The 15,735-nt window shown below is 70.4% G+C and carries 23 protein-coding genes; 8 read left to right on the top strand and 15 right to left on the bottom strand.

Annotated elements, in window-relative coordinates:
• Position 1: 1 nt before the first annotated feature.
• The 4 genes from EFL95_RS08010 to EFL95_RS07995 all read left to right on the top strand — a co-directional run bounded on the left by EFL95_RS08010 (position 2) and on the right by EFL95_RS07995 (position 2,766).
• On the top strand, positions 2–250 hold the full coding sequence (locus EFL95_RS08010) for a DUF2630 family protein (RefSeq protein WP_123233486.1): 249 nt from the start codon (positions 2–4) through the stop codon (positions 248–250).
• Between the two features lie 96 nt (positions 251–346).
• Positions 347–658 carry an STAS domain-containing protein gene (locus EFL95_RS08005; RefSeq protein WP_123233485.1) on the top strand — a complete coding sequence of 104 codons (312 nt, stop codon included), beginning with the start codon at positions 347–349 and terminating at the stop codon, positions 656–658.
• 3 nt (positions 659–661) lie between these two features.
• The gene (locus tag EFL95_RS08000) at positions 662–2,392 is read left to right on the top strand and encodes a PP2C family protein-serine/threonine phosphatase (RefSeq protein WP_148045011.1); all 1,731 of its coding nucleotides are present in this window, start codon (positions 662–664) and stop codon (positions 2,390–2,392) included.
• Positions 2,389–2,766: an ATP-binding protein gene (locus EFL95_RS07995; RefSeq protein ID WP_123233483.1), complete on the top strand. Its 378-nt coding sequence runs from the start codon at positions 2,389–2,391 to the stop codon at positions 2,764–2,766. The genes EFL95_RS08000 and EFL95_RS07995 overlap by 4 nt, the downstream gene beginning before the upstream one ends.
• A 55-nt stretch (positions 2,767–2,821) precedes the next feature.
• On the opposite strand, the gene EFL95_RS07990 is transcribed toward EFL95_RS07995, so the two are convergent.
• Positions 2,822–3,157 (bottom strand): plasmid stabilization protein, encoded by a 336-nt coding sequence (locus tag EFL95_RS07990; protein WP_123233482.1) that lies wholly within the window; start codon positions 3,155–3,157, stop codon positions 2,822–2,824.
• 89 nt (positions 3,158–3,246) lie between these two features.
• Positions 3,247–3,858, bottom strand: a complete 612-nt coding sequence (locus EFL95_RS07985) for a flavodoxin family protein (RefSeq protein ID WP_123234859.1) — start codon at positions 3,856–3,858, stop codon at positions 3,247–3,249.
• 315 nt (positions 3,859–4,173) lie between these two features.
• Here EFL95_RS07985 and EFL95_RS07980 point away from each other — a divergent pair, with 315 nt between their 5' ends.
• On the top strand, positions 4,174–4,854 hold the full coding sequence (locus tag EFL95_RS07980) for a GAF and ANTAR domain-containing protein (protein WP_246004850.1): 681 nt from the start codon (positions 4,174–4,176) through the stop codon (positions 4,852–4,854).
• 118 nt (positions 4,855–4,972) lie between these two features.
• Positions 4,973–5,164, top strand: a complete 192-nt coding sequence (locus tag EFL95_RS07975) for a CsbD family protein (protein WP_123233481.1) — start codon at positions 4,973–4,975, stop codon at positions 5,162–5,164.
• A 68-nt stretch (positions 5,165–5,232) separates the two neighbouring features.
• Here the strand turns inward: EFL95_RS07975 and EFL95_RS07970 are convergent, their stop codons facing one another.
• Together EFL95_RS07970 and EFL95_RS07965 are read right to left on the bottom strand one after the other, a co-directional pair.
• Positions 5,233–6,096: a sigma-70 family RNA polymerase sigma factor gene (locus EFL95_RS07970; protein ID WP_123233480.1), complete on the bottom strand. Its 864-nt coding sequence runs from the start codon at positions 6,094–6,096 to the stop codon at positions 5,233–5,235.
• Positions 6,097–6,217: 121 nt separating this feature from the next.
• Positions 6,218–6,898, bottom strand: a complete 681-nt coding sequence (locus EFL95_RS07965; protein ID WP_183407090.1) for an HAD family hydrolase — start codon at positions 6,896–6,898, stop codon at positions 6,218–6,220.
• Between the two features lie 103 nt (positions 6,899–7,001).
• Between EFL95_RS07965 and EFL95_RS19480 the strand changes: the two genes are divergently transcribed.
• Positions 7,002–7,169 carry a hypothetical protein gene (locus EFL95_RS19480; protein WP_183407089.1) on the top strand — a complete coding sequence of 56 codons (168 nt, stop codon included), beginning with the start codon at positions 7,002–7,004 and terminating at the stop codon, positions 7,167–7,169.
• A gap of 20 nt (positions 7,170–7,189) precedes the next feature.
• Here EFL95_RS19480 and EFL95_RS07960 read toward each other — a convergent pair whose 3' ends face one another.
• The 6 genes from EFL95_RS07960 to EFL95_RS07935 are packed head-to-tail and all read right to left on the bottom strand — an operon-like array spanning position 7,190 to position 11,326.
• Positions 7,190–7,906 (bottom strand): hypothetical protein, encoded by a 717-nt coding sequence (locus EFL95_RS07960; protein WP_123233478.1) that lies wholly within the window; start codon positions 7,904–7,906, stop codon positions 7,190–7,192.
• On the bottom strand, positions 7,906–9,135 hold the full coding sequence (locus tag EFL95_RS07955) for an NRAMP family divalent metal transporter (protein WP_123233477.1): 1,230 nt from the start codon (positions 9,133–9,135) through the stop codon (positions 7,906–7,908). Before EFL95_RS07955 ends, EFL95_RS07960 begins: the two co-directional genes overlap by 1 nt.
• Positions 9,132–9,596 carry a hypothetical protein gene (locus tag EFL95_RS07950; protein WP_123233476.1) on the bottom strand — a complete coding sequence of 155 codons (465 nt, stop codon included), beginning with the start codon at positions 9,594–9,596 and terminating at the stop codon, positions 9,132–9,134. The genes EFL95_RS07955 and EFL95_RS07950 overlap by 4 nt, the downstream gene beginning before the upstream one ends.
• A 17-nt stretch (positions 9,597–9,613) precedes the next feature.
• The gene (locus EFL95_RS07945; protein ID WP_123233475.1) at positions 9,614–10,153 is read right to left on the bottom strand and encodes a hemerythrin domain-containing protein; all 540 of its coding nucleotides are present in this window, start codon (positions 10,151–10,153) and stop codon (positions 9,614–9,616) included.
• A 44-nt stretch (positions 10,154–10,197) separates the two neighbouring features.
• Complete coding sequence (locus EFL95_RS07940; protein WP_123233474.1) at positions 10,198–10,956, bottom strand: class I SAM-dependent methyltransferase; 759 nt, start codon at positions 10,954–10,956, stop codon at positions 10,198–10,200.
• Positions 10,957–10,984: 28 nt separating this feature from the next.
• Positions 10,985–11,326, bottom strand: coding sequence for a DUF1801 domain-containing protein (locus EFL95_RS07935; protein WP_123233473.1), 342 nt, complete (start codon positions 11,324–11,326; stop codon positions 10,985–10,987).
• A gap of 29 nt (positions 11,327–11,355) precedes the next feature.
• Between EFL95_RS07935 and EFL95_RS07930 the strand changes: the two genes are divergently transcribed.
• Positions 11,356–11,679, top strand: a complete 324-nt coding sequence (locus EFL95_RS07930; protein ID WP_123233472.1) for a YbjQ family protein — start codon at positions 11,356–11,358, stop codon at positions 11,677–11,679.
• On the opposite strand, the gene EFL95_RS07925 is transcribed toward EFL95_RS07930, so the two are convergent.
• The 5 genes from EFL95_RS07925 to EFL95_RS07910 form a co-directional block, all read right to left on the bottom strand.
• A complete protein-coding gene (locus EFL95_RS07925; RefSeq protein ID WP_425463966.1) occupies positions 11,676–12,488 on the bottom strand; it encodes a pseudouridine synthase in 813 nt (270 codons plus the stop codon). The genes EFL95_RS07930 and EFL95_RS07925 overlap by 4 nt on opposite strands.
• A gap of 118 nt (positions 12,489–12,606) precedes the next feature.
• On the bottom strand, positions 12,607–14,208 hold the full coding sequence (locus EFL95_RS07920; protein WP_123233470.1) for an AMP-binding protein: 1,602 nt from the start codon (positions 14,206–14,208) through the stop codon (positions 12,607–12,609).
• A gap of 32 nt (positions 14,209–14,240) precedes the next feature.
• Complete coding sequence (locus tag EFL95_RS07915; RefSeq protein WP_123233469.1) at positions 14,241–14,600, bottom strand: hypothetical protein; 360 nt, start codon at positions 14,598–14,600, stop codon at positions 14,241–14,243.
• Positions 14,587–14,727 carry a hypothetical protein gene (locus EFL95_RS19475; protein WP_183407088.1) on the bottom strand — a complete coding sequence of 47 codons (141 nt, stop codon included), beginning with the start codon at positions 14,725–14,727 and terminating at the stop codon, positions 14,587–14,589. The genes EFL95_RS07915 and EFL95_RS19475 overlap by 14 nt, the downstream gene beginning before the upstream one ends.
• The gene (locus tag EFL95_RS07910) at positions 14,724–15,722 is read right to left on the bottom strand and encodes a DNA topoisomerase IB (RefSeq protein WP_246004849.1); all 999 of its coding nucleotides are present in this window, start codon (positions 15,720–15,722) and stop codon (positions 14,724–14,726) included. Before EFL95_RS07910 ends, EFL95_RS19475 begins: the two co-directional genes overlap by 4 nt.
• Between the last annotated feature and the right edge of the window lie 13 nt (positions 15,723–15,735).

The raw sequence follows: 15,735 nt of genomic DNA, 5'->3' as shown, positions 1-15,735 counted from the left end.
CATGACGACTGACCGTGGCATCCACGAGCAGATCTCGGACCTGGTCGCCCAGGAGCACGAGCTGCGCACCCAGCTGCAGAACCACGAGATCGAACCGGCCGAGGAGCAGGCGCGCCTCCGCGACCTGGAGGTCCAGCTGGACCAGGCCTGGGACCTCCTCCGGCAGCGCCAGGCGCTGCGCGCCTCAGGCGGAGACCCCGACGCGGCGAGCACCCGGCCGGCGGGCGAGGTCGAGGGTTACCTGGGCTGAGGCGCGTCGTAACCGACCTGCACTAGGGTCGTTGAGCGACCCAGGGGTGGGATTCAGAAGCGAGTCGGAGCACCCCTTTCAGTTTCGGGAGCGCGGATGCCTGAGTTCACCACCGGCGTGACGCCTGAGGGCGGCTGCACCCTCACCGTCTCCGGAGAGGTCGACATCGCCTGCGTCGAGGAGTTCCTCGCCGCGGCCCGCGACTGCGTCGACTCCGCCGCCACCGACGTCGAGATCGACCTCGGCGGGGTGAGCTTCATCGATTCCAGCGGCCTCGGCACCCTGGTGCGGATCCGGAACCAGATCCGCGAGCGCGGCGGGAAGGTGCGCCTGACCCACGTGCCCGAGGTCGTGGCCCGGGTGCTCGAGGTCAGTGGACTCGCGCAGGCCTTCGAGGCAGAGGCCTGATCCGTGGCGAGCACGCAGGCCAAGCCCTCGACGCCCCCACCGGTCATGCGTGCGCCTGCCCCGGACCGCCCGGGCGTCGAGCCGCGTTCGCCGCGACGTACCGAGCAGAGAGCCCTCGACTCCTCGGACGACAACCGCGGCCGCAATCCACGACGAGCCGCGGCGCTCATCGCCGCCGCCTGCCTGGTGCTCACCGCCACCGGAACCTGGGCCGCCGCTCGCGTCGACCACAGCTCCGAGGACCGACTGCTCCAGGTGCAGACGCGACAGGCAGCCGCCGTGCTCTCGACCGCGATCCTGCTGATCCAGCAGCCGCTGAGCACCGCGCTGGATGCCCAGCAGGTGGTCTCGCGCTCCGATCAGGGTCCCGCGTTCGGCCAGCTGATGGCTGGCTCGGTCGGCCCGGACCGGGTCTTCAGCTCGGCCTCGCTGTGGCACCGCTCCGGCAGCGGGTTGACCCGGATGGCCTCGGTCGGCGCGAGGCCCGCGCTGCCCGCCAGTAGCACCCAGGCCTACCTCGCCAAGGCCTTCACTGCGAAGACCTTCACGGTTCGGTCGGTGAAGAAGGGCGATCGCCTCTTCGTGGCCTACGCGCTGGCGAGTCCGACCACCGGGTACGTCGTCTACGGCGAGCGCGCGCTGCCGGCGAGTCGCCGGGCGCCGGTCGACAAGGACTCCGCCTTCGCCGACGTGCACTACGCCATCTACTTCGGGCGCACTCCCACGGCCGCGAACCTCTCGACGACCGACGTGCGACCGGGTTCGCTGCCGTTGGACGGGCAGACAGCCAGCGTCACGATCCCGTTCGGCGACTCCGAACTCACGCTCGTGACCCAGCCGCGGCGCCACCTCGGCTCGACGCTGGGCCAGCGGCTGCCGTTGATCGTCCTGCTGGTCGGGCTGCTGCTGAGCCTGGTGGCGGCGCGCAGCGGTTTCCAGCTGGTCCGCCGCCGTCAGGAGGCCGAGGCAGACACCGCGACGATCACCGGTCTCTACGAGCGCGTCGACTCCCTGTACGGCGAGCAGCGCGACCTCTTCGTCCGCCTCCAACGAGCCTTGCTCCCGCACGTGAACCCGGACGTGCCGAACCTGGAGATCGCCTCCCGCTACGTCGCCGGCACCCAGGGGATCGACATCGGCGGCGACTGGTACTCGATCATCGGCCTGGACGAGGACCAGTTCGCGTTCGTCGTCGGCGACGTGTCCGGACGCGGCGTCGATGCCGTGGCCGTGATGGCGCACGCGCGGTTCACGGCACGGGCCTACCTGCTCGACGGCGATCCGCCCGCGGTGGCGCTGGAGAAGTGCTCACGCCAGTTCGACATCTCCACCGACGGGCACATCACCACCGCGCTGGTCGGTATCGGCAACGCCCGGACCGGTGAGATGACGGTCGCCAGCGCCGGGCACCCGACGCCGCTGCTGATCTCCCCCGGGGCCCGCGAGTTCGTGCAGGTCAAGCCGGGCCTTCCGCTGGGTGCTGGGGCGGCGACGTACCACTCGACGCGGTTCACGATGACCCCCGGCTCGACGCTGTTCTGCTTCACCGACGGACTGGTGGAGCGTCGTGGCGAGGGGATCGACACCGGATTGCAGCGCCTGGCGGACACGATGACCCCGGTCAGCGGCTCGCCGGTTGAGGAGATGGTCGACCACGCACTGCAGAAGCTGCGCAGTCCGAACGCCTCCGACGACATCGCCATCCTCGCGATCCGCTGGGAGCCGGAACGATGAAGCGGCGCTTCTCCGGAGACCTCAAGGCACCGGCCAGTGCCCGGTCGTTCGTGATCGGACAGCTGGAGGCCGCCCTTGCGGGCCACGCGGAGGCGTGGACCGGCGACGTGGTCCTGGTGGTCAGCGAGCTGGTCACCAACTCGGTGCGGGCCGGCGCCGGCCATATCGACGTGGATCTGCGCGCCGACGCCCGCCGGGTCGACCTCAAGGTCGCCGACGACGCTCCCGGCTGGCCGACCCCGCGCACCGCTGCCTACGACGACCTGGACGGTCGCGGCCTGGCGATCGTCGACGAGCTGGCGCACCGGTGGACCACCAGTCCCGGGAACCCCGGAAAGTCCGTGACCGCGACCTGGTTCCGCGCCGGCTCCTGACCGATCCGAGCGAGGGCGCAGCCGGGAGGGAGACCGTGACCCGACGAGGTGCGGATCAGGACGACCGGCGCCCGACCGCCTTCTCGAGCTGGGCCTTGTTCATCTTCGACCGGCCACGGACGTTCTTCTCCTTGGCCTCCTCGTACAGCTGATCGAAGGTTCGGCCACCTGAACCCCGGTGGGAGCGCAGCCCGCCACGCCGTCCTGAGGAGATGTCCTCGGTCGACGTCCGACTTGCCTGTTCGGACTCGCCGTGGCGGGCGCGCTCCTTGTTGACCGTGCGGGCCGCGATCTCCTCGGCCACGTCCTCGGCGCGGCCGCGGTCCTCGAGGCCGTCCTTGATGTGCTCGTACTGGCGCTCACGCTTGGCGCTCCACTGTCCACGGGGCATGTTGGTCCTCCTCGAGGTTCGTGACGGTGCGGTACCCGTGCCCTGGAGGACGAAACGACCGTCAGTGCCACCTCCGCAGGGCGTCCCGCTCAGGTCGGGACGGGGTAGTTGGCTGCGCGCAGCATTCGCGCCAGGTGCGCCGCGTTCGCCGCCAGGGTTCGGGTGGTGCCCGCGGTCTTCTCGGGCGTCTTGTCGAGGTCCTGGTAGTCGGTGGAGCCCATCGCCTCCCCGACCCAGTACGTCACCGCCTGCGCCGGGATGCTGAAGCCCACGTCGAGCAGGGCCTGGGAGACCTCGGCCGTCACGTGGTGCGCCCCGTCCTCGTTGCCGACGACAGCCATCGCCGCCACCTTCCCGAACATGCTCGGCCGACCCTCCGGATCAGTCTCGCTGAGCTCGGCGTCAAGACGCTCGAGCGCCATCTTGCACACCGAGGAGGGCTGTCCCATCCAGATGGGAGTCGCGATCACCACGATGTCGGCGGCCAGCACCTTCTCGCGCAGGGCCGGCCAGCCGTCGCCCTCGCCTTCGTCGGCGCTCACCCCGAACGCGATGTGCTCGTCGACGACGCGGACCACCTCGCCGGAGCACTCGTGCTCAGCGAGCTGCTCGAGAACCTGCTCCGCGAGCAGCTGCGAGCTCGAGGATCCGGGCGACTTCGTCAGGGTGCAGACCAGGGCAACTGCGTGCAGGTTCGTCATGGACGTCCAGTGCCCGATCTCCCTCGCCTCACACGCGGCGACCATTTCGGGCACCTTGCGTCGAAGCGGGGACCGGGCGTGCCAGTATGTGCGCAGCACGTCACGGATCCAGGTCATGCAGCTGGCCAGCGGATCCCCTGCGCAACGGGAGAACGGTCGATGGCCTTCGCCACGTCTCCACGGTTCGAGTCCGAACCTTCGTGGGTTCCGCCGCCGGAGCTCGGCTGACCCCGAGCCCGCCCCGCTGTCCCCTCCCCCTGCTCGCGCACGCCCGCTCAGCCCGGGCGTACCATCCTCGCCCAGGAGATCCAAGCCGTGCCCTCGTACCGTGACGCCGAAGAGTTCGCCGAGATGGCCCTGCGCCTGCACGACGAACCCGGGGTCGAGGAGACCGTCGACCTCGTCCTCGAGTACGCCCTGAAGGCGGTGGGCGCCGACTACGCCGGCGTGATCTTCGTGCACTCCAAGACCCGCGTGGAGACCGTCGCGGCGACCGACCCGCTGATCGAGAGGCTCGACGAGATCCAGGTGGAGACCGGTCAGGGACCGGACTTCTCCGCCCTCGGCGACGTGCTCAGCATCATCGTCGACGACACCACCACCGACCGACGCTGGCCGGCCTGGGCCGACATGGTGGCCCGCGCCGGCGTGCGCAGCCTGCTCAACGTCCGCCTCTACACCACCGCCTCGGTCATCGGGACCTTGAACCTGTACGGCAGGAACCCGCACCAGTTCAGCGCCGACGACCAGGCGGTCGCGCACGTGATCGCCCGGCACGCCGCGGTCGCGATCGGAGCAGCCCGCAAGGAGCGGCACCTGTGGCAGGCGGTGGACGCCCGCAAGCGGATCGGTCAGGCGCAGGGCATCCTGATGGAGCGCTACGACCTCACCCCGGACAAGGCGTTCGCGGTACTGCTGCGCTACTCCCAGGACAAGAACATCAAGCTGCGCCTGGTCGCCGACCAGCTGGTCGAGAACGGTTCGCTGCCCGAGTAGCCACCGATGCCCGTCTGACCGTGCGCCCGCCGGAAACGCTGCGAGGAGTGACAACCCTCACGGATGCACCTCCCGATCCCGGGTAACGACCAGGGGACACCAACACGAGGAGGTACCCATGGGTCTCGAGGACCGCATCGAGAACAAGGCGCAGGACATCGCCGGCCGGGGCAAGGAAGCCGCCGGCGCTGCGATGGACGACAACGACCTCAAGGCGGAGGGCAAGGCCGATCAGACCAAGGCCTCGGTGAAGGACAAGGTCGAGGACGTCAAGGACAAGGTCCAGGAGAAGGTCGAAGACATCCTCTAGGACGTCGCCCGATGTCGAAGCCGCCCGTCCCCACCGGGGGACGAGCGGCTTCGACGTTCCCGGAGTTCTTAGGCTGCGCCGTGCGTGTGCACGACCGAGAGGGTCGAGGTCTCCCCCAGGTCACCGATCTGGCCGCGCAAGGTGTCCAGGATCCGGGTCTGGATCCGCGAGACCTGCATCTGGCTGACACCGATCCGCTCGCCGACCTCGCGCTGGGTGAGCCCCTGCACGAAGCGCAGCTCCACCACCCGGCGGTCGCGCGGGGCGAGCCGTGCCAGCAGCGGCTCGAGGATGGCCCGAGCCTCGGACCGGTCGAACTCTGGGTCCTCGTGCCCGACGACCTGACCCAGGCTCTGCTCGGGCTGGTCCGGTCCCGGACGGATGCTGCCGTCCAGGGACACCGGCGAGTAGCAGTCGTTCACCTCGAGCGACTCCAGCAGGGTGTCCTCTTCCAGGCCGGTCTCGGCGACCAGCTCGGCCACGGTGGGCTCCCGCCCGAGGCGCTGCACCAGGTCCGGTCGGACCCGGGAGATCAGCTGGTGCGCCTCCTGGACCCGCCTGGGGGGACGAACGGTCCACCCGGCGTCGCGGAAGTGCTTGCGGATCGCGCCGAGGATGCTCGGAACGGCGTAGGCGAGGAAGTCCTTCCCGAACTCGGGACGGAACAGCGGGACGACCTTGACAAGGGCCAGCCGTGCCACCTGGCACAGGTCCTCGGGATCGAGCCCGCGGCGGGCGTAGCGGGACGCGAGCGCATCGGCGACGCCGATGTTGAGCTCGACGATCTCGTCGTGCAGCGCCGCGCGATGATCGCCGCGGCAGGTGCGGGCTCGTTCGAAGAGCTCGCGGGTTCGGTCGGCGCGACCGGGGCGGTCCGGGTCGGATGAGCGCGGACGGGACGGAACGTGCGGATCGGCGATGGCCGGCTCCATGAGGGTGCTCCTGACAACTCTGACGCCTCGGGCCACAGATTGGACCCGCGTCAGCAACGCCCCTCATTCCTACCCGCTTTCGCCCGGTGCTCAAACCTCGACCGGGCCGGACGCGGTCGGATCAGCGCACGGTGCTGACCGGGGAGCTCCCGAACACCGCGAGCAGGTCCGGCAGCGCCTCGCGCACGGCCGCGACGTCGGCGAAGACCCGCATCGCCCCGGCGTCGTGGAGCGCAGCGCGGCTGACGCCACCGGTGAGCACACCGATCACCGGGACGCCCACCGCGTCGCCGGCCTGCACGTCCCACACGGTGTCCCCGACCATGGCGGCTGTGTTGCCGTGGACGACGTCCAGCGCCCGCTCGACGAGGTCACCCGCGGGCTTGGTCGACGCGACGTCGGCGCTGTTCACCACGGGGTACTCGTCGTGACCGGCGCCGAGGATCTCCAGCGTCCGGCCGACGTGGTCCTGGTTGCCCGAGGTGGCCAGCACGACCGCCAACCCGGAACGGCGGCAGGCTTCGAGCACGGCCAGCGCGTCGGGCAGTGGCCGGACCTCGTCGATGAGCTCGCCGTAGCCCGTGCGCCAGCGGTCACGGATCTCGTCGCCGACCGCGTTCTCGACCGCGTCCCCGGCCGCAGCGGCGACCAGGTGGTCTCCGCCCATGCCCATGCACGCGTGCAGGCGCCAGGTCGGGACCCAGACGCCGACGTCGCTGAACGCCCGGGTCCAGGCGCGCAGGTGCAGGTAGCTGGAGTCGACGAGTGTCCCGTCGACGTCGAAGACGATGGTGTCGAGCATGCTGAACCTCCCCCCGCTTGGTGCCCGGTTCCCGTGCCGGCCATGCACGTCGGACGCGTGACCTCGGTCGCATGGCCGCTCCCGGCGCGGGTACGTGGGGCCCATGAGTGAGACAGGCAATCCGGACGTGGAACGGGGCATCGACCCCGACGGAGCAGACCCCGACACCGTCTCCGACCCCGCACACGACGACGAGCCCGGCGGCGACTGGTCGACCGAGGGTGGCGCGACCGAGCAGGGACCGGCGACGAGCTCCGACGACGACCACTGACCGGTCACTCCGACAGCCGGTCAGTCGAACGAGACGTCATCGACGGTGGTGTCCTCGCGCAGGTGGACCACGCCTGCGTCCCAGTCGATGTCGGCTTCCGACACGTTCGCACAGGAGGCGAGCCGGATGTGTCGGTGCAGCCGCTCGACCACCACGGCCACCAACCAGGGTCCGTTGAAGTCGCCGCGGTCGTAGCCGAGCAGCGAACCGGGCCGTCCGGGGCCGACCACGAAGTGCCGCAACAGGTACCGGCCCTCGACCGGTTCCAGGCGCACGTCGAGCACCTTGCCGCGCAGCTCGGGGTGGTTCGACTCGACCTTCATCCCGAGGAGCTCGCCCAGGCGCCGGATCCGGACCCCGTCGTCCGGCGGCGGTTGCCGGTCCAGGAGTCCTTCGCGCGAGACGTCGAGGTGGACGCCCGAGCCGAGGTGCACGACGTGGTCCAGCGAGATCGCCAGCGGGACGTCGCGGTCGGCGTACTGGACACCCAGGCTGATCCAGCGCTTGCGCAGCAGGTGACCGGTGCGGCTCGACATCCGCGGGACCAGGGCAGCGGGCCCGGTCAGGATCCGGGTCACCGCCGGCGGCGAGCCGAAGTCGTAGAAGGAGATCTCCAGGTCGTCGACCTTGCAGACCAGCAGTCCGTCCTCGTCGATCACCTGCCGGTCCAGCAGGTGCAGGGCCGCGTCGAGCGCCTGGCCGTCGAGGCGGTTGTCCATCGCGAACCGGTCGTCCATCACGACCCCATCCCGGTGATCACGAGCAGCGGCAGTGCCGCGACCGCGGCCAGCACCACGAGCACGAGGTAGACGGTGCCGAGGGCGTTGGCCAATGGCCCGTTGATGTGCTCGCCCATGTAGTCCTTGTCGTTGGCGACGACCAGGATCGGGAAGTAGGTCAGCGGCAGCGCGACCGCCGACCCGACGACCGAGGCCTCGGTGACCAGGATCGGGTCCACGCCGGTCATCAGGATCCCGACGGCGAGGAACGTAGCGACGACGAGCACGAGGTGGAACCGGGTGGCCCCGCCCGGCTTCACGTACTTGCCCCACTGCCAGCCGAAGTACTGGCCGAGGGAGTAGCCGGTCGACAGGCCGGTCTCGCAGGCGGCGCCGAACGTGGCCGCGACGAACCCGACGAGCACGACGGCCAGGCCGATCTTGCCCAGCGCGACGCCGACCGGCAGCGCGACCTGGCTGAGCGAGGCGACGTCGACGCCCAGCGGTCCGAACAGCGTCGAGGCACACCCGGCGATCGCCAACGAGAGCAGACCACCGAGTGGGAAGCCGACGAAGACGTTGGCGCGCATGGTCGAGAGGTCCTTCTCCTCCCATCCCTCCTCGACCCCGCCGGAGGAGAAGAAGAACACCTCGTACGGCGTCATCGCGGCGCCGAACAGCGCCACCGCGTAGTAGGCGTAGGTCGTCCACGTCTCGTCACCCGGCTTGGCCGCGGTGAACATCTGGTGGCCCAGGTCGCCCCAGTCCGGGCCGAGCTTCCAGAGCGCGACGGCGAAGACGATCAGTGCCAGACCGAGGAGGCCGAGGACGTTCTCCATCAGGGAGAACTTCGCCCGCCACAGCACCAGCCACACCATCAGGCCGACGAGCGGGACGATCAGCAGCGGGTTCACCGAGGAGATCAGTGCCAGTGCCAGCGCGACGCCGCCGATCTCGGCGACGAAGGTCAGCGCGGTCACGATCAGCGAGGCGACCAGGTTGAGCAGCCCCATCCGTGGCCCTAGCCGTTCGCGGACCAGGTCGAACGTCGGTCGCTTGCTGCACACCGCGACCCGCCCGGACATCTCGGCGAACACGCAGATGCCGAGCACGCCGACCGCAACGACCAGACCCATCGACAGGTCGAAGCGGGCCCCGACCTGGGCGTTGACCACCAGGTCGCCGATGTCGACGAAACCGCCGATAGCGGTGAGGATGCCGAGCGCGAGCGAGAGGAGCTTCTTCATCCGCCGCCCCCGGTGAGCCTGGTCTGCAGCGTCGAGAGCTCCTGGTAGGTCCGCTCGACCTCGAGCAGCGCCGTCCGGCGAGCGGCGATGTCAGCCCCCGATGCGGCGTTGCTGGCGGAGTCGAGCACCGCCAGCGCGTGCCCGAGCGCCCGCATCGCAGTGCGCTTGTCCGCGACCTTCGAGGCCGGCGGCTGCTTGGAGCCGAAGGTCTGGACCTCCTTGGCCAGCGTGCGCTGGGAGTCGCGGACCGCGACCACGACGTAGCTGCGGGTCAGGTGGCCGTTGGCCTGGTTCTTCAGCACCACCTCGGTGGTCCCGAGGCTGCTGATGGCCGCGCCGAGGGTCTGGTCGACCTTGTCGGTCCACCCGGACTCCGAGACGGCCGCACCCGAGCGCAGTCCGCAGCCGGTCAGCACCGGCAGCAGGACCGCCAGGATCGCGAGGGCGAGCGGACGTCTCACGGGTACCCGATACCCGATCAGCCGTCGAGGAAGCCCTCGTCGCGGGCTTCGGCGACGACGGCGCGCAGGTTCTCGACCGTCCCGCAGTTGTCCTCGATGTGCGCGTTGCGCACCTTGAGGAACGCGGCACCCAGACGAGCGCGCTCGTCGACGTCGACGTCCTCGCGCGCGGGGTTGAGGATGGTCAACTCCTCCTCGGTGAGGTGGTGGTTCACCAGCTTCGCGAGCTCCTCGAGCTTGTCGTCGAACTCCTCGCTCTGCACGTCGGCGACCTCGAGCACGTCGAGCAGCGCCTGGTTGCCCTCCGCGTGCTCCTCGCGGCCGTGGTCGGCCTCGTGCTGGTCGATGGCGTCGTCGTGCCGCAGCGTCGGGTAGACCTCCGCCTCCTCGGCCTCGGCATGGGCGACGTGCAGGGTGGCGAAGACGTGCCGCACCTCCGCGCGGTCGCTGGTGGAGTCGCGCAGGTCGCGCAGCAGCTCCTCGAACCGGCGGTGGTCCGCGAGGATCAGGTCGACGACGTCGCCCTCGCTCGGCAGGGTCAGGTCAAGGTCGGTCATGGACCGCCGTTACCCGGTCCCGCTCGTCCTCACACGAGCGGGGATCAGCGCACCGCCGAGCCGAGGACCCGCCGGAACTTCTCGAAGGTCTCCATCGACCGGACGCCCTCGTCGTGGAACGAGGTCAGCGCCGGATCGCCGCCCGGGTCCAGTGCCGCGGCCTCGGCCCAGAGCCCGCGTTCGACCTCGCGCCAGTCCGACCGCTCGACCACCCGGACCTCGCGCAGGCCGGCACCGCTCAGGCCGCCGTCCAGGTCGACGTTCCGGATCCGCTCCGGCACCGCCTCGTCGCCGCGGTCCCGCGCCTCCCAGCAGGTCAGGACGACCCGTCCGCCCGGACGCAGGATCCGCGCGATCTCCTGGTACGCCGCGGCCGGATCAGCCGGGAACTGGATGGCGTCGACCACGACCACCGCATCCGCGCTGCCGTCCTGGAGCCCGGTCGCCACCAGGTCGCCGACCCGGAACTCGGCGCTCTGCCCCCGAGCTGCCGCCAGGGCGCGAGCAGCGTCGAGCGCCGCCGGGGCGAAGTCGATCCCGATCAGCTCCGCGCCGGACCGGCCGGCCAGCTCGAGTCCGTAGCCGCCGCGGCCGCAGGCGAGATCGACGAGGGCCTGCCCCGGCTCGAGGGCGAGCAGCTCGGCGACCGTGCCGATCCCATCCCAGGTCAGCAGACTGGTGGAGAGCAGCTCCGGCGGCAGACCGAGGTGCCGTTGCTGGATCGCGTCCGCATTCGTCTCACCAGCCATGTCGGCGTACCACTGGTTGAAGTAGCCGGCCAGCTCGTCGTGCTCGGAGACCATGGGCCGAGTATGGCCCGGGTCGGGGCGGTCAGCCCAGGTTGAGCGCGACCGCCTCGCGGATCAGCGCGACGAACGCGTCCTCGTCCAGGTCGTCCGGTCCGAGCATGTCGACAGCACGACGGGTGCCGCCGTCGAGGCTGGAGTTGAACACCGAGCTCGGGTCCGGCAGCGAGGCGCCCTTGGCGAAGGTCACCTTGACCTTGTCCTTGTACGTCTCCACCGTGCAGATCAGACCCGAGTGCGAGAACGTCGGGACGCCGTCCGGGTTGGACGCCTTGCGCCACTTGGACTCCTCGACGACCTCCGGGTCGGCCTCGAGGATGAGGGCACGGATGCGGTCGACCTGATCGGCTCGCCAGTCTGCGGTCATGGCCTGGAACCTACCCCTACGCTCGGACCATGATCATCGTGACCAGCAACGACATCCCGGGGTCCCGCGTCGAGCACACCTACGGCGAGTGCTTCGGGCTGACCGTTCGTTCGCGCAACATCGGCTCGAACATCGGCGCGGGCTTCAAGTCCATGGCCGGCGGCGAGCTCAAGGGCATCACCTCCCTGCTCACCGACTGCCGGCGCGAGGCCCTCGCCCGACTGTCCGCCGAGGCCGAGGCGCTCGGGGCGAACGCGGTCGTCGCCTTCCGCTTCGAGACCACCGAGTACGGCGGCACCGGCATCGAGGTCTGCGCCTACGGCACCGCCGTACGGGTCGTCCCGGCCGGCTAGAGCGGGAGTCGGCGGGCCGAGACGAACGTGCGCTCGGTCCCGTCGACCGGGTCGGTGAACGCGATCTCGCTGGCCAGCAGCTGGAGCGGGTGGCTGAAGTCGTCCACGGCGACCTCCCGCACCTCCGGGTAGAGCGGGTCGTCGACGATCGGGATGCCCAGACCGTTCAGGTGCAGCCGGAGCTGGTGGGTGCGCCCGGTCCTCGGCGACAGCCGGTAGACCGCGTGCTCCCCCACCCGTGACTCCAGCTCGACCAGGGTCTCGGCGTTCACCGGGGCACCCTCGACGACGTAGGCCTGCCAGGCGCCGCGGTCCTTCTGGATGTGGTTGCGCACCGTCAGTGGGAGCTCGAGGTCCTCGCGCCAGCCGGCGAGTGCGCGGTAGGTCTTGGTGACGGTCCCGTGCTCGAACATCGACTGGTACGGCCCGCGCCAGCGACGTTCGACGGTGCACATCAGCACCCCTGAGGTGACCCGGTCGAGTCGGTGCACCGGCGCCAGCTCGGGCAGGCCGAGCTCGTCGCGCAGGCGCACGACCACGCTCTGCAGCACGTGGTTGCCGCGCGGGATGGTGGAGAGGAACGCCGGCTTGTCGACGACCACCAGTCGATCGTCGCGGTGCAGCACGTCGATCGTGCCGGGGACCGGCACCTCCTCGCGCAGGTCGCGGTGGAACCAGACGAAGGTGTTCGGTCGGTAGGGATCCGTCTGCCCCACCGCGGTGCCGTCGTCGTAGACGAAGCGGCTCGCCGCCAGCATCGCGTCGACGTCGACGTGCTCGGGGAACTTGTGGTGCAGCCAGTCCGCGATCGTCGCCCAGGGAACCGGCGCCGCGCGGTCCCGGTCCGGGGTGCGCGCCCAGGCAGCGTTCAGCCCGTGACGGAGCGGGAGCGGTGAACGCGGCACCCGAGAAGGCTATTCGTCCTGCTCAGAGCCCGAGCTGCTTGACCGACTCCTCGCGCATCTCCACCTTGCGCACCTTGCCGGTGACCGTCATCGGGAACTCGTCGACGACCAGCACGTAGCGCGGGATCTTGTAGTGCGCCAGCTTGCCGGTCGCGAACTCGCGCACGGCCTCCGCGGTCAGCGGCTCGGCGCCGGCCCGCAGCCGGACCCAGGCGCACAGCTCCTCGCCGTACCGCTCGTCCGGTACGCCGACCACCTGGACGTCCTCGACGTCCGGGTGGGTGTAGAGGAACTCCTCGATCTCGCGCGGGTACACGTTCTCCCCGCCGCGGATGACCATGTCCTTGATCCGGCCGACGATGAGCGCGTAGCCGTCCTCGCGCATCACCGCCAGGTCGCCGGTGTGCATCCAGCCGTCCGCATCGATCGCCTCCGCGGTCTTCTCCGGCTCGTTCCAGTAGCCGAGCATCACCGAGTACCCCCGGGTGCAGAGCTCCCCCGGCTCGCCGCGCTCGACGGTGCTCCCGGCAGCGTCGACGATCTTGATCTCCACGTGCGGGTGCACCCGGCCGATCGTCGCCGTGCGCCGGTCCAGGTCGTCGTCGGCCCGGGTCTGGGTGGAGACCGGGCTGGTCTCGGTCATCCCGTAGGCGATCGAAACCTCGGCCATGTTCATCTCGTTGATGCAGCGCTTCATCACCTCGACCGGGCACGGCGAGCCGGCCATGATCCCGGTGCGCAGGTGGGAGAGGTCGAGGTCGGAGAAGCCCGGCGCGTTCTGCATCCCGATGAACATCGTCGGTACGCCGTACACGCCGGTGCAGCGCTCCTCGACGACCGCGCGCAGGGTGAGCTCCGGATCGAAGCCCGGCGCCGGGATCACCATCGTCGCGCCGTGGGTGGTGCAGCCGAGGTTGCCCATCACCATCCCGAAGCAGTGGTAGAAGGGCACCGGGATCGCCAGCCGGTCCTCGTGGCTGAAGTTGATGGTCTCGGTGACGAAGAAGCCGTTGTTCAAGATGTTGCGGTGCGAGAGAGTCGCGCCCTTGGGGAAGCCGGTGGTGCCCGAGGTGTACTGGATGTTGATCGGGTCGTTCGGGTCGAGCTCGGCCATCCGGTCGGCGAGGCCCGAGTGCTCGGCGCCGGCGGTGACCAGCGCGGTCCAGCCGTCGGTGCCGATGAACACGACGCGCTCCACCGGGGTCTCGGCGAGCACCTCGCCGATCATCGTGCGGTAGTTGCTCGTCTTGAACTCGGTCGCCGAGACCAGCAGCGAGACGCCTGACTGGTTGAGCACGTACGCCAGCTCGTGGGTCCGGTAGGCCGGGTTGATGGTGACCAGGACAGCGCCGATCTTGGCCGTCGCGTACTGGACCATCGTCCACTCGGCGCAGTTCGGCGCCCAGATGCCGACCCGGTCACCCTTCGCGACGCCGGCTTCGAGGAACCCACGCGCCAGGGCGTTCACGTCGTCGTTCAGCTCGGTGTAGGTCCAGCGCCTGCCGGTCGCGAACTCGACGAGCGCTTCGGAGTCGCCGTGCTCGGCCACGGCGCGCTCAAAGTTCGCCCCGATGGTCTCCTCGAGCAGGGCCGGACTGTCTTCGCCGCGAGCGTAGGACTCCATGTCCCGACTCTAGGGCTTGCCGGACAGCGGGATCAGCCCGTGAGCCCGGCGGCCTCGTCGAGGTCCTGCAGCAGCTGGTGCGCGGCGAGCTCGACCTTCTTGTGCCTCCACTCCGCAGCCCGGTAGACACAGGCGATCAGCGCGGTGCGGTGGACCCGGCGGAAGTCGCCGACGACGAACGCGTAGCGCGCCTTGGTCTCGTCGTTCGCCCTCTCGGTCAGGCCGAGGTGCCAAGCCGCGTAGTCGTCCCACGAGTGCCGCTCCAGGAAGGTGTTGGCGTCCTCGGCACCCGGCTGCACCTCTCCCCAGTCGCTGTCCAGCACGTACTGGTGCGCGGCGATCAGCGAGCGGGTCTTGTCCACTGCGGCCGCGTTGACCTCATACCTGGCCATGCTCGGGCTGCGGCTCCGGATCGGGCTGGGTGGCGGGGTCGCCGTTGGGCTGGACCTCGGGCTGGACCGGGATCGGGCGGGACGTACCGGGCACGATCTCCGGCTCGGGTGCGGTCGGAGTGGTCATCGTTTCCTCCTCGGGCTCCCCGCTCGGGTACCCCGGCCACCGTCGAGCAAACGCACGACCGCGCGGTCCAGGGCGTCCGGTCCGCGGGGAACCGGGTCGAGCACCGTGCCCGACTCGAACAGGTCGATGACGCGCGGGTCGACGTAGGAGGACCGCGCCACCGTCGGGGTGTTGCCGAGAAGCTCGGACGCCTCGGTGACCGCTTCGCGGATGCGCCGCCGGCGCTTCGCGTCGGACGTCGGCACGGGACCGTCGGCCAGCGCGACGGCCGCTGTCACGGTCGCGTGCCAGGTGCGGAAGTCCTTCGCGGTCACGTCGAGGCTGGTCACCGTGCGGATGTGCTCGTTCAGCTCGTCCGCGGAGACGGGCTGCCAACGCCGGCCCACCTTCGAGGCGAGCAGGCGGGCGTCGACCGGGCGGCGCCACGGCAACGCCGCGACGACGTCGGCGTCCTCGATCAGCACCTCGTGCTCGATGCCGGCCTTGCCCACGAACTCGAAGACCATCGCCCCGTTCTCGCGGCGCACGTGCCGGCGCTCCAGGGTCGTCAGGCCGTGGCTGCCGAACTCCTCGGCCGACTCGTCCGAACCGGGCCGGAAGCACCCGAGGTCGATCAGGCGGACCCCCGCGGCCAGGATGCGCTGCCGCTCGACGTCGTCGTCGCCGGGCGCGGCGCGCAGCTGGTGGCGCAGCTTGCGGCGGACGCCGGGCAGCCGGTGCGCGAGCCGCACCACCCGCTCGAACTTCTCCAGGTCGCGCTGCTCCCGCCAGCTCGGGTGGTAGAGGTACTGCCGCCGCCCGGCCTCGTCGGTGCCGACGGCCTGCAGGTGCCCGTTCGGGTACGGACAGATCCAGACCTCCGCCCAGGCCGGCGGGATCACCAGCTCGCGCACCCGCTGCACCTGGTCGTCATCGAGCGGATCCCCCGAGGCGTCGACATAGCTGAACCCGCGACCGCGCCGGATCCGGCGCCACCCGGGCTGCTGGCTGGACACCGTCCTCAACCTC

The organism is Nocardioides marmorisolisilvae (assembly GCF_003725775.1).
Lineage (GTDB): Bacteria > Actinomycetota > Actinomycetes > Propionibacteriales > Nocardioidaceae > Marmoricola > Marmoricola marmorisolisilvae.
The sequence above is the reverse complement of the archived record's forward strand: the minus strand, read 5'-3'. Positions and strand labels throughout refer to the sequence as shown.

Coding starts and splice junctions, on each gene's coding strand:
- EFL95_RS07960 (WP_123233478.1), bottom strand. CDS start 7,906: ATGGACGACCGGTTCGCGATGGACAACCGCCTCGACGGCCAGGCGCTC.
- EFL95_RS07985 (WP_123234859.1), bottom strand. CDS start 3,858: ATGACGAACCTGCACGCAGTTGCCCTGGTCTGCACCCTGACGAAGTCG.
- EFL95_RS07965 (WP_183407090.1), bottom strand. CDS start 6,898: ATGCTCGACACCATCGTCTTCGACGTCGACGGGACACTCGTCGACTCC.
- EFL95_RS07930 (WP_123233472.1), top strand. CDS start 11,356: ATGATCATCGTGACCAGCAACGACATCCCGGGGTCCCGCGTCGAGCAC.
- EFL95_RS07975 (WP_123233481.1), top strand. CDS start 4,973: ATGGGTCTCGAGGACCGCATCGAGAACAAGGCGCAGGACATCGCCGGC.
- EFL95_RS07940 (WP_123233474.1), bottom strand. CDS start 10,956: ATGGTCTCCGAGCACGACGAGCTGGCCGGCTACTTCAACCAGTGGTAC.
- EFL95_RS08010 (WP_123233486.1), top strand. CDS start 2: ATGACGACTGACCGTGGCATCCACGAGCAGATCTCGGACCTGGTCGCC.
- EFL95_RS07970 (WP_123233480.1), bottom strand. CDS start 6,096: ATGGAGCCGGCCATCGCCGATCCGCACGTTCCGTCCCGTCCGCGCTCA.
- EFL95_RS07915 (WP_123233469.1), bottom strand. CDS start 14,600: ATGGCCAGGTATGAGGTCAACGCGGCCGCAGTGGACAAGACCCGCTCG.
- EFL95_RS07945 (WP_123233475.1), bottom strand. CDS start 10,153: ATGACCGACCTTGACCTGACCCTGCCGAGCGAGGGCGACGTCGTCGAC.
- EFL95_RS07955 (WP_123233477.1), bottom strand. CDS start 9,135: ATGAAGAAGCTCCTCTCGCTCGCGCTCGGCATCCTCACCGCTATCGGC.
- EFL95_RS07920 (WP_123233470.1), bottom strand. CDS start 14,208: ATGGAGTCCTACGCTCGCGGCGAAGACAGTCCGGCCCTGCTCGAGGAG.
- EFL95_RS07990 (WP_123233482.1), bottom strand. CDS start 3,157: ATGCCCCGTGGACAGTGGAGCGCCAAGCGTGAGCGCCAGTACGAGCAC.
- EFL95_RS19475 (WP_183407088.1), bottom strand. CDS start 14,727: ATGACCACTCCGACCGCACCCGAGCCGGAGATCGTGCCCGGTACGTCC.
- EFL95_RS19480 (WP_183407089.1), top strand. CDS start 7,002: ATGAGTGAGACAGGCAATCCGGACGTGGAACGGGGCATCGACCCCGAC.
- EFL95_RS07935 (WP_123233473.1), bottom strand. CDS start 11,326: ATGACCGCAGACTGGCGAGCCGATCAGGTCGACCGCATCCGTGCCCTC.
- EFL95_RS08005 (WP_123233485.1), top strand. CDS start 347: ATGCCTGAGTTCACCACCGGCGTGACGCCTGAGGGCGGCTGCACCCTC.
- EFL95_RS07995 (WP_123233483.1), top strand. CDS start 2,389: ATGAAGCGGCGCTTCTCCGGAGACCTCAAGGCACCGGCCAGTGCCCGG.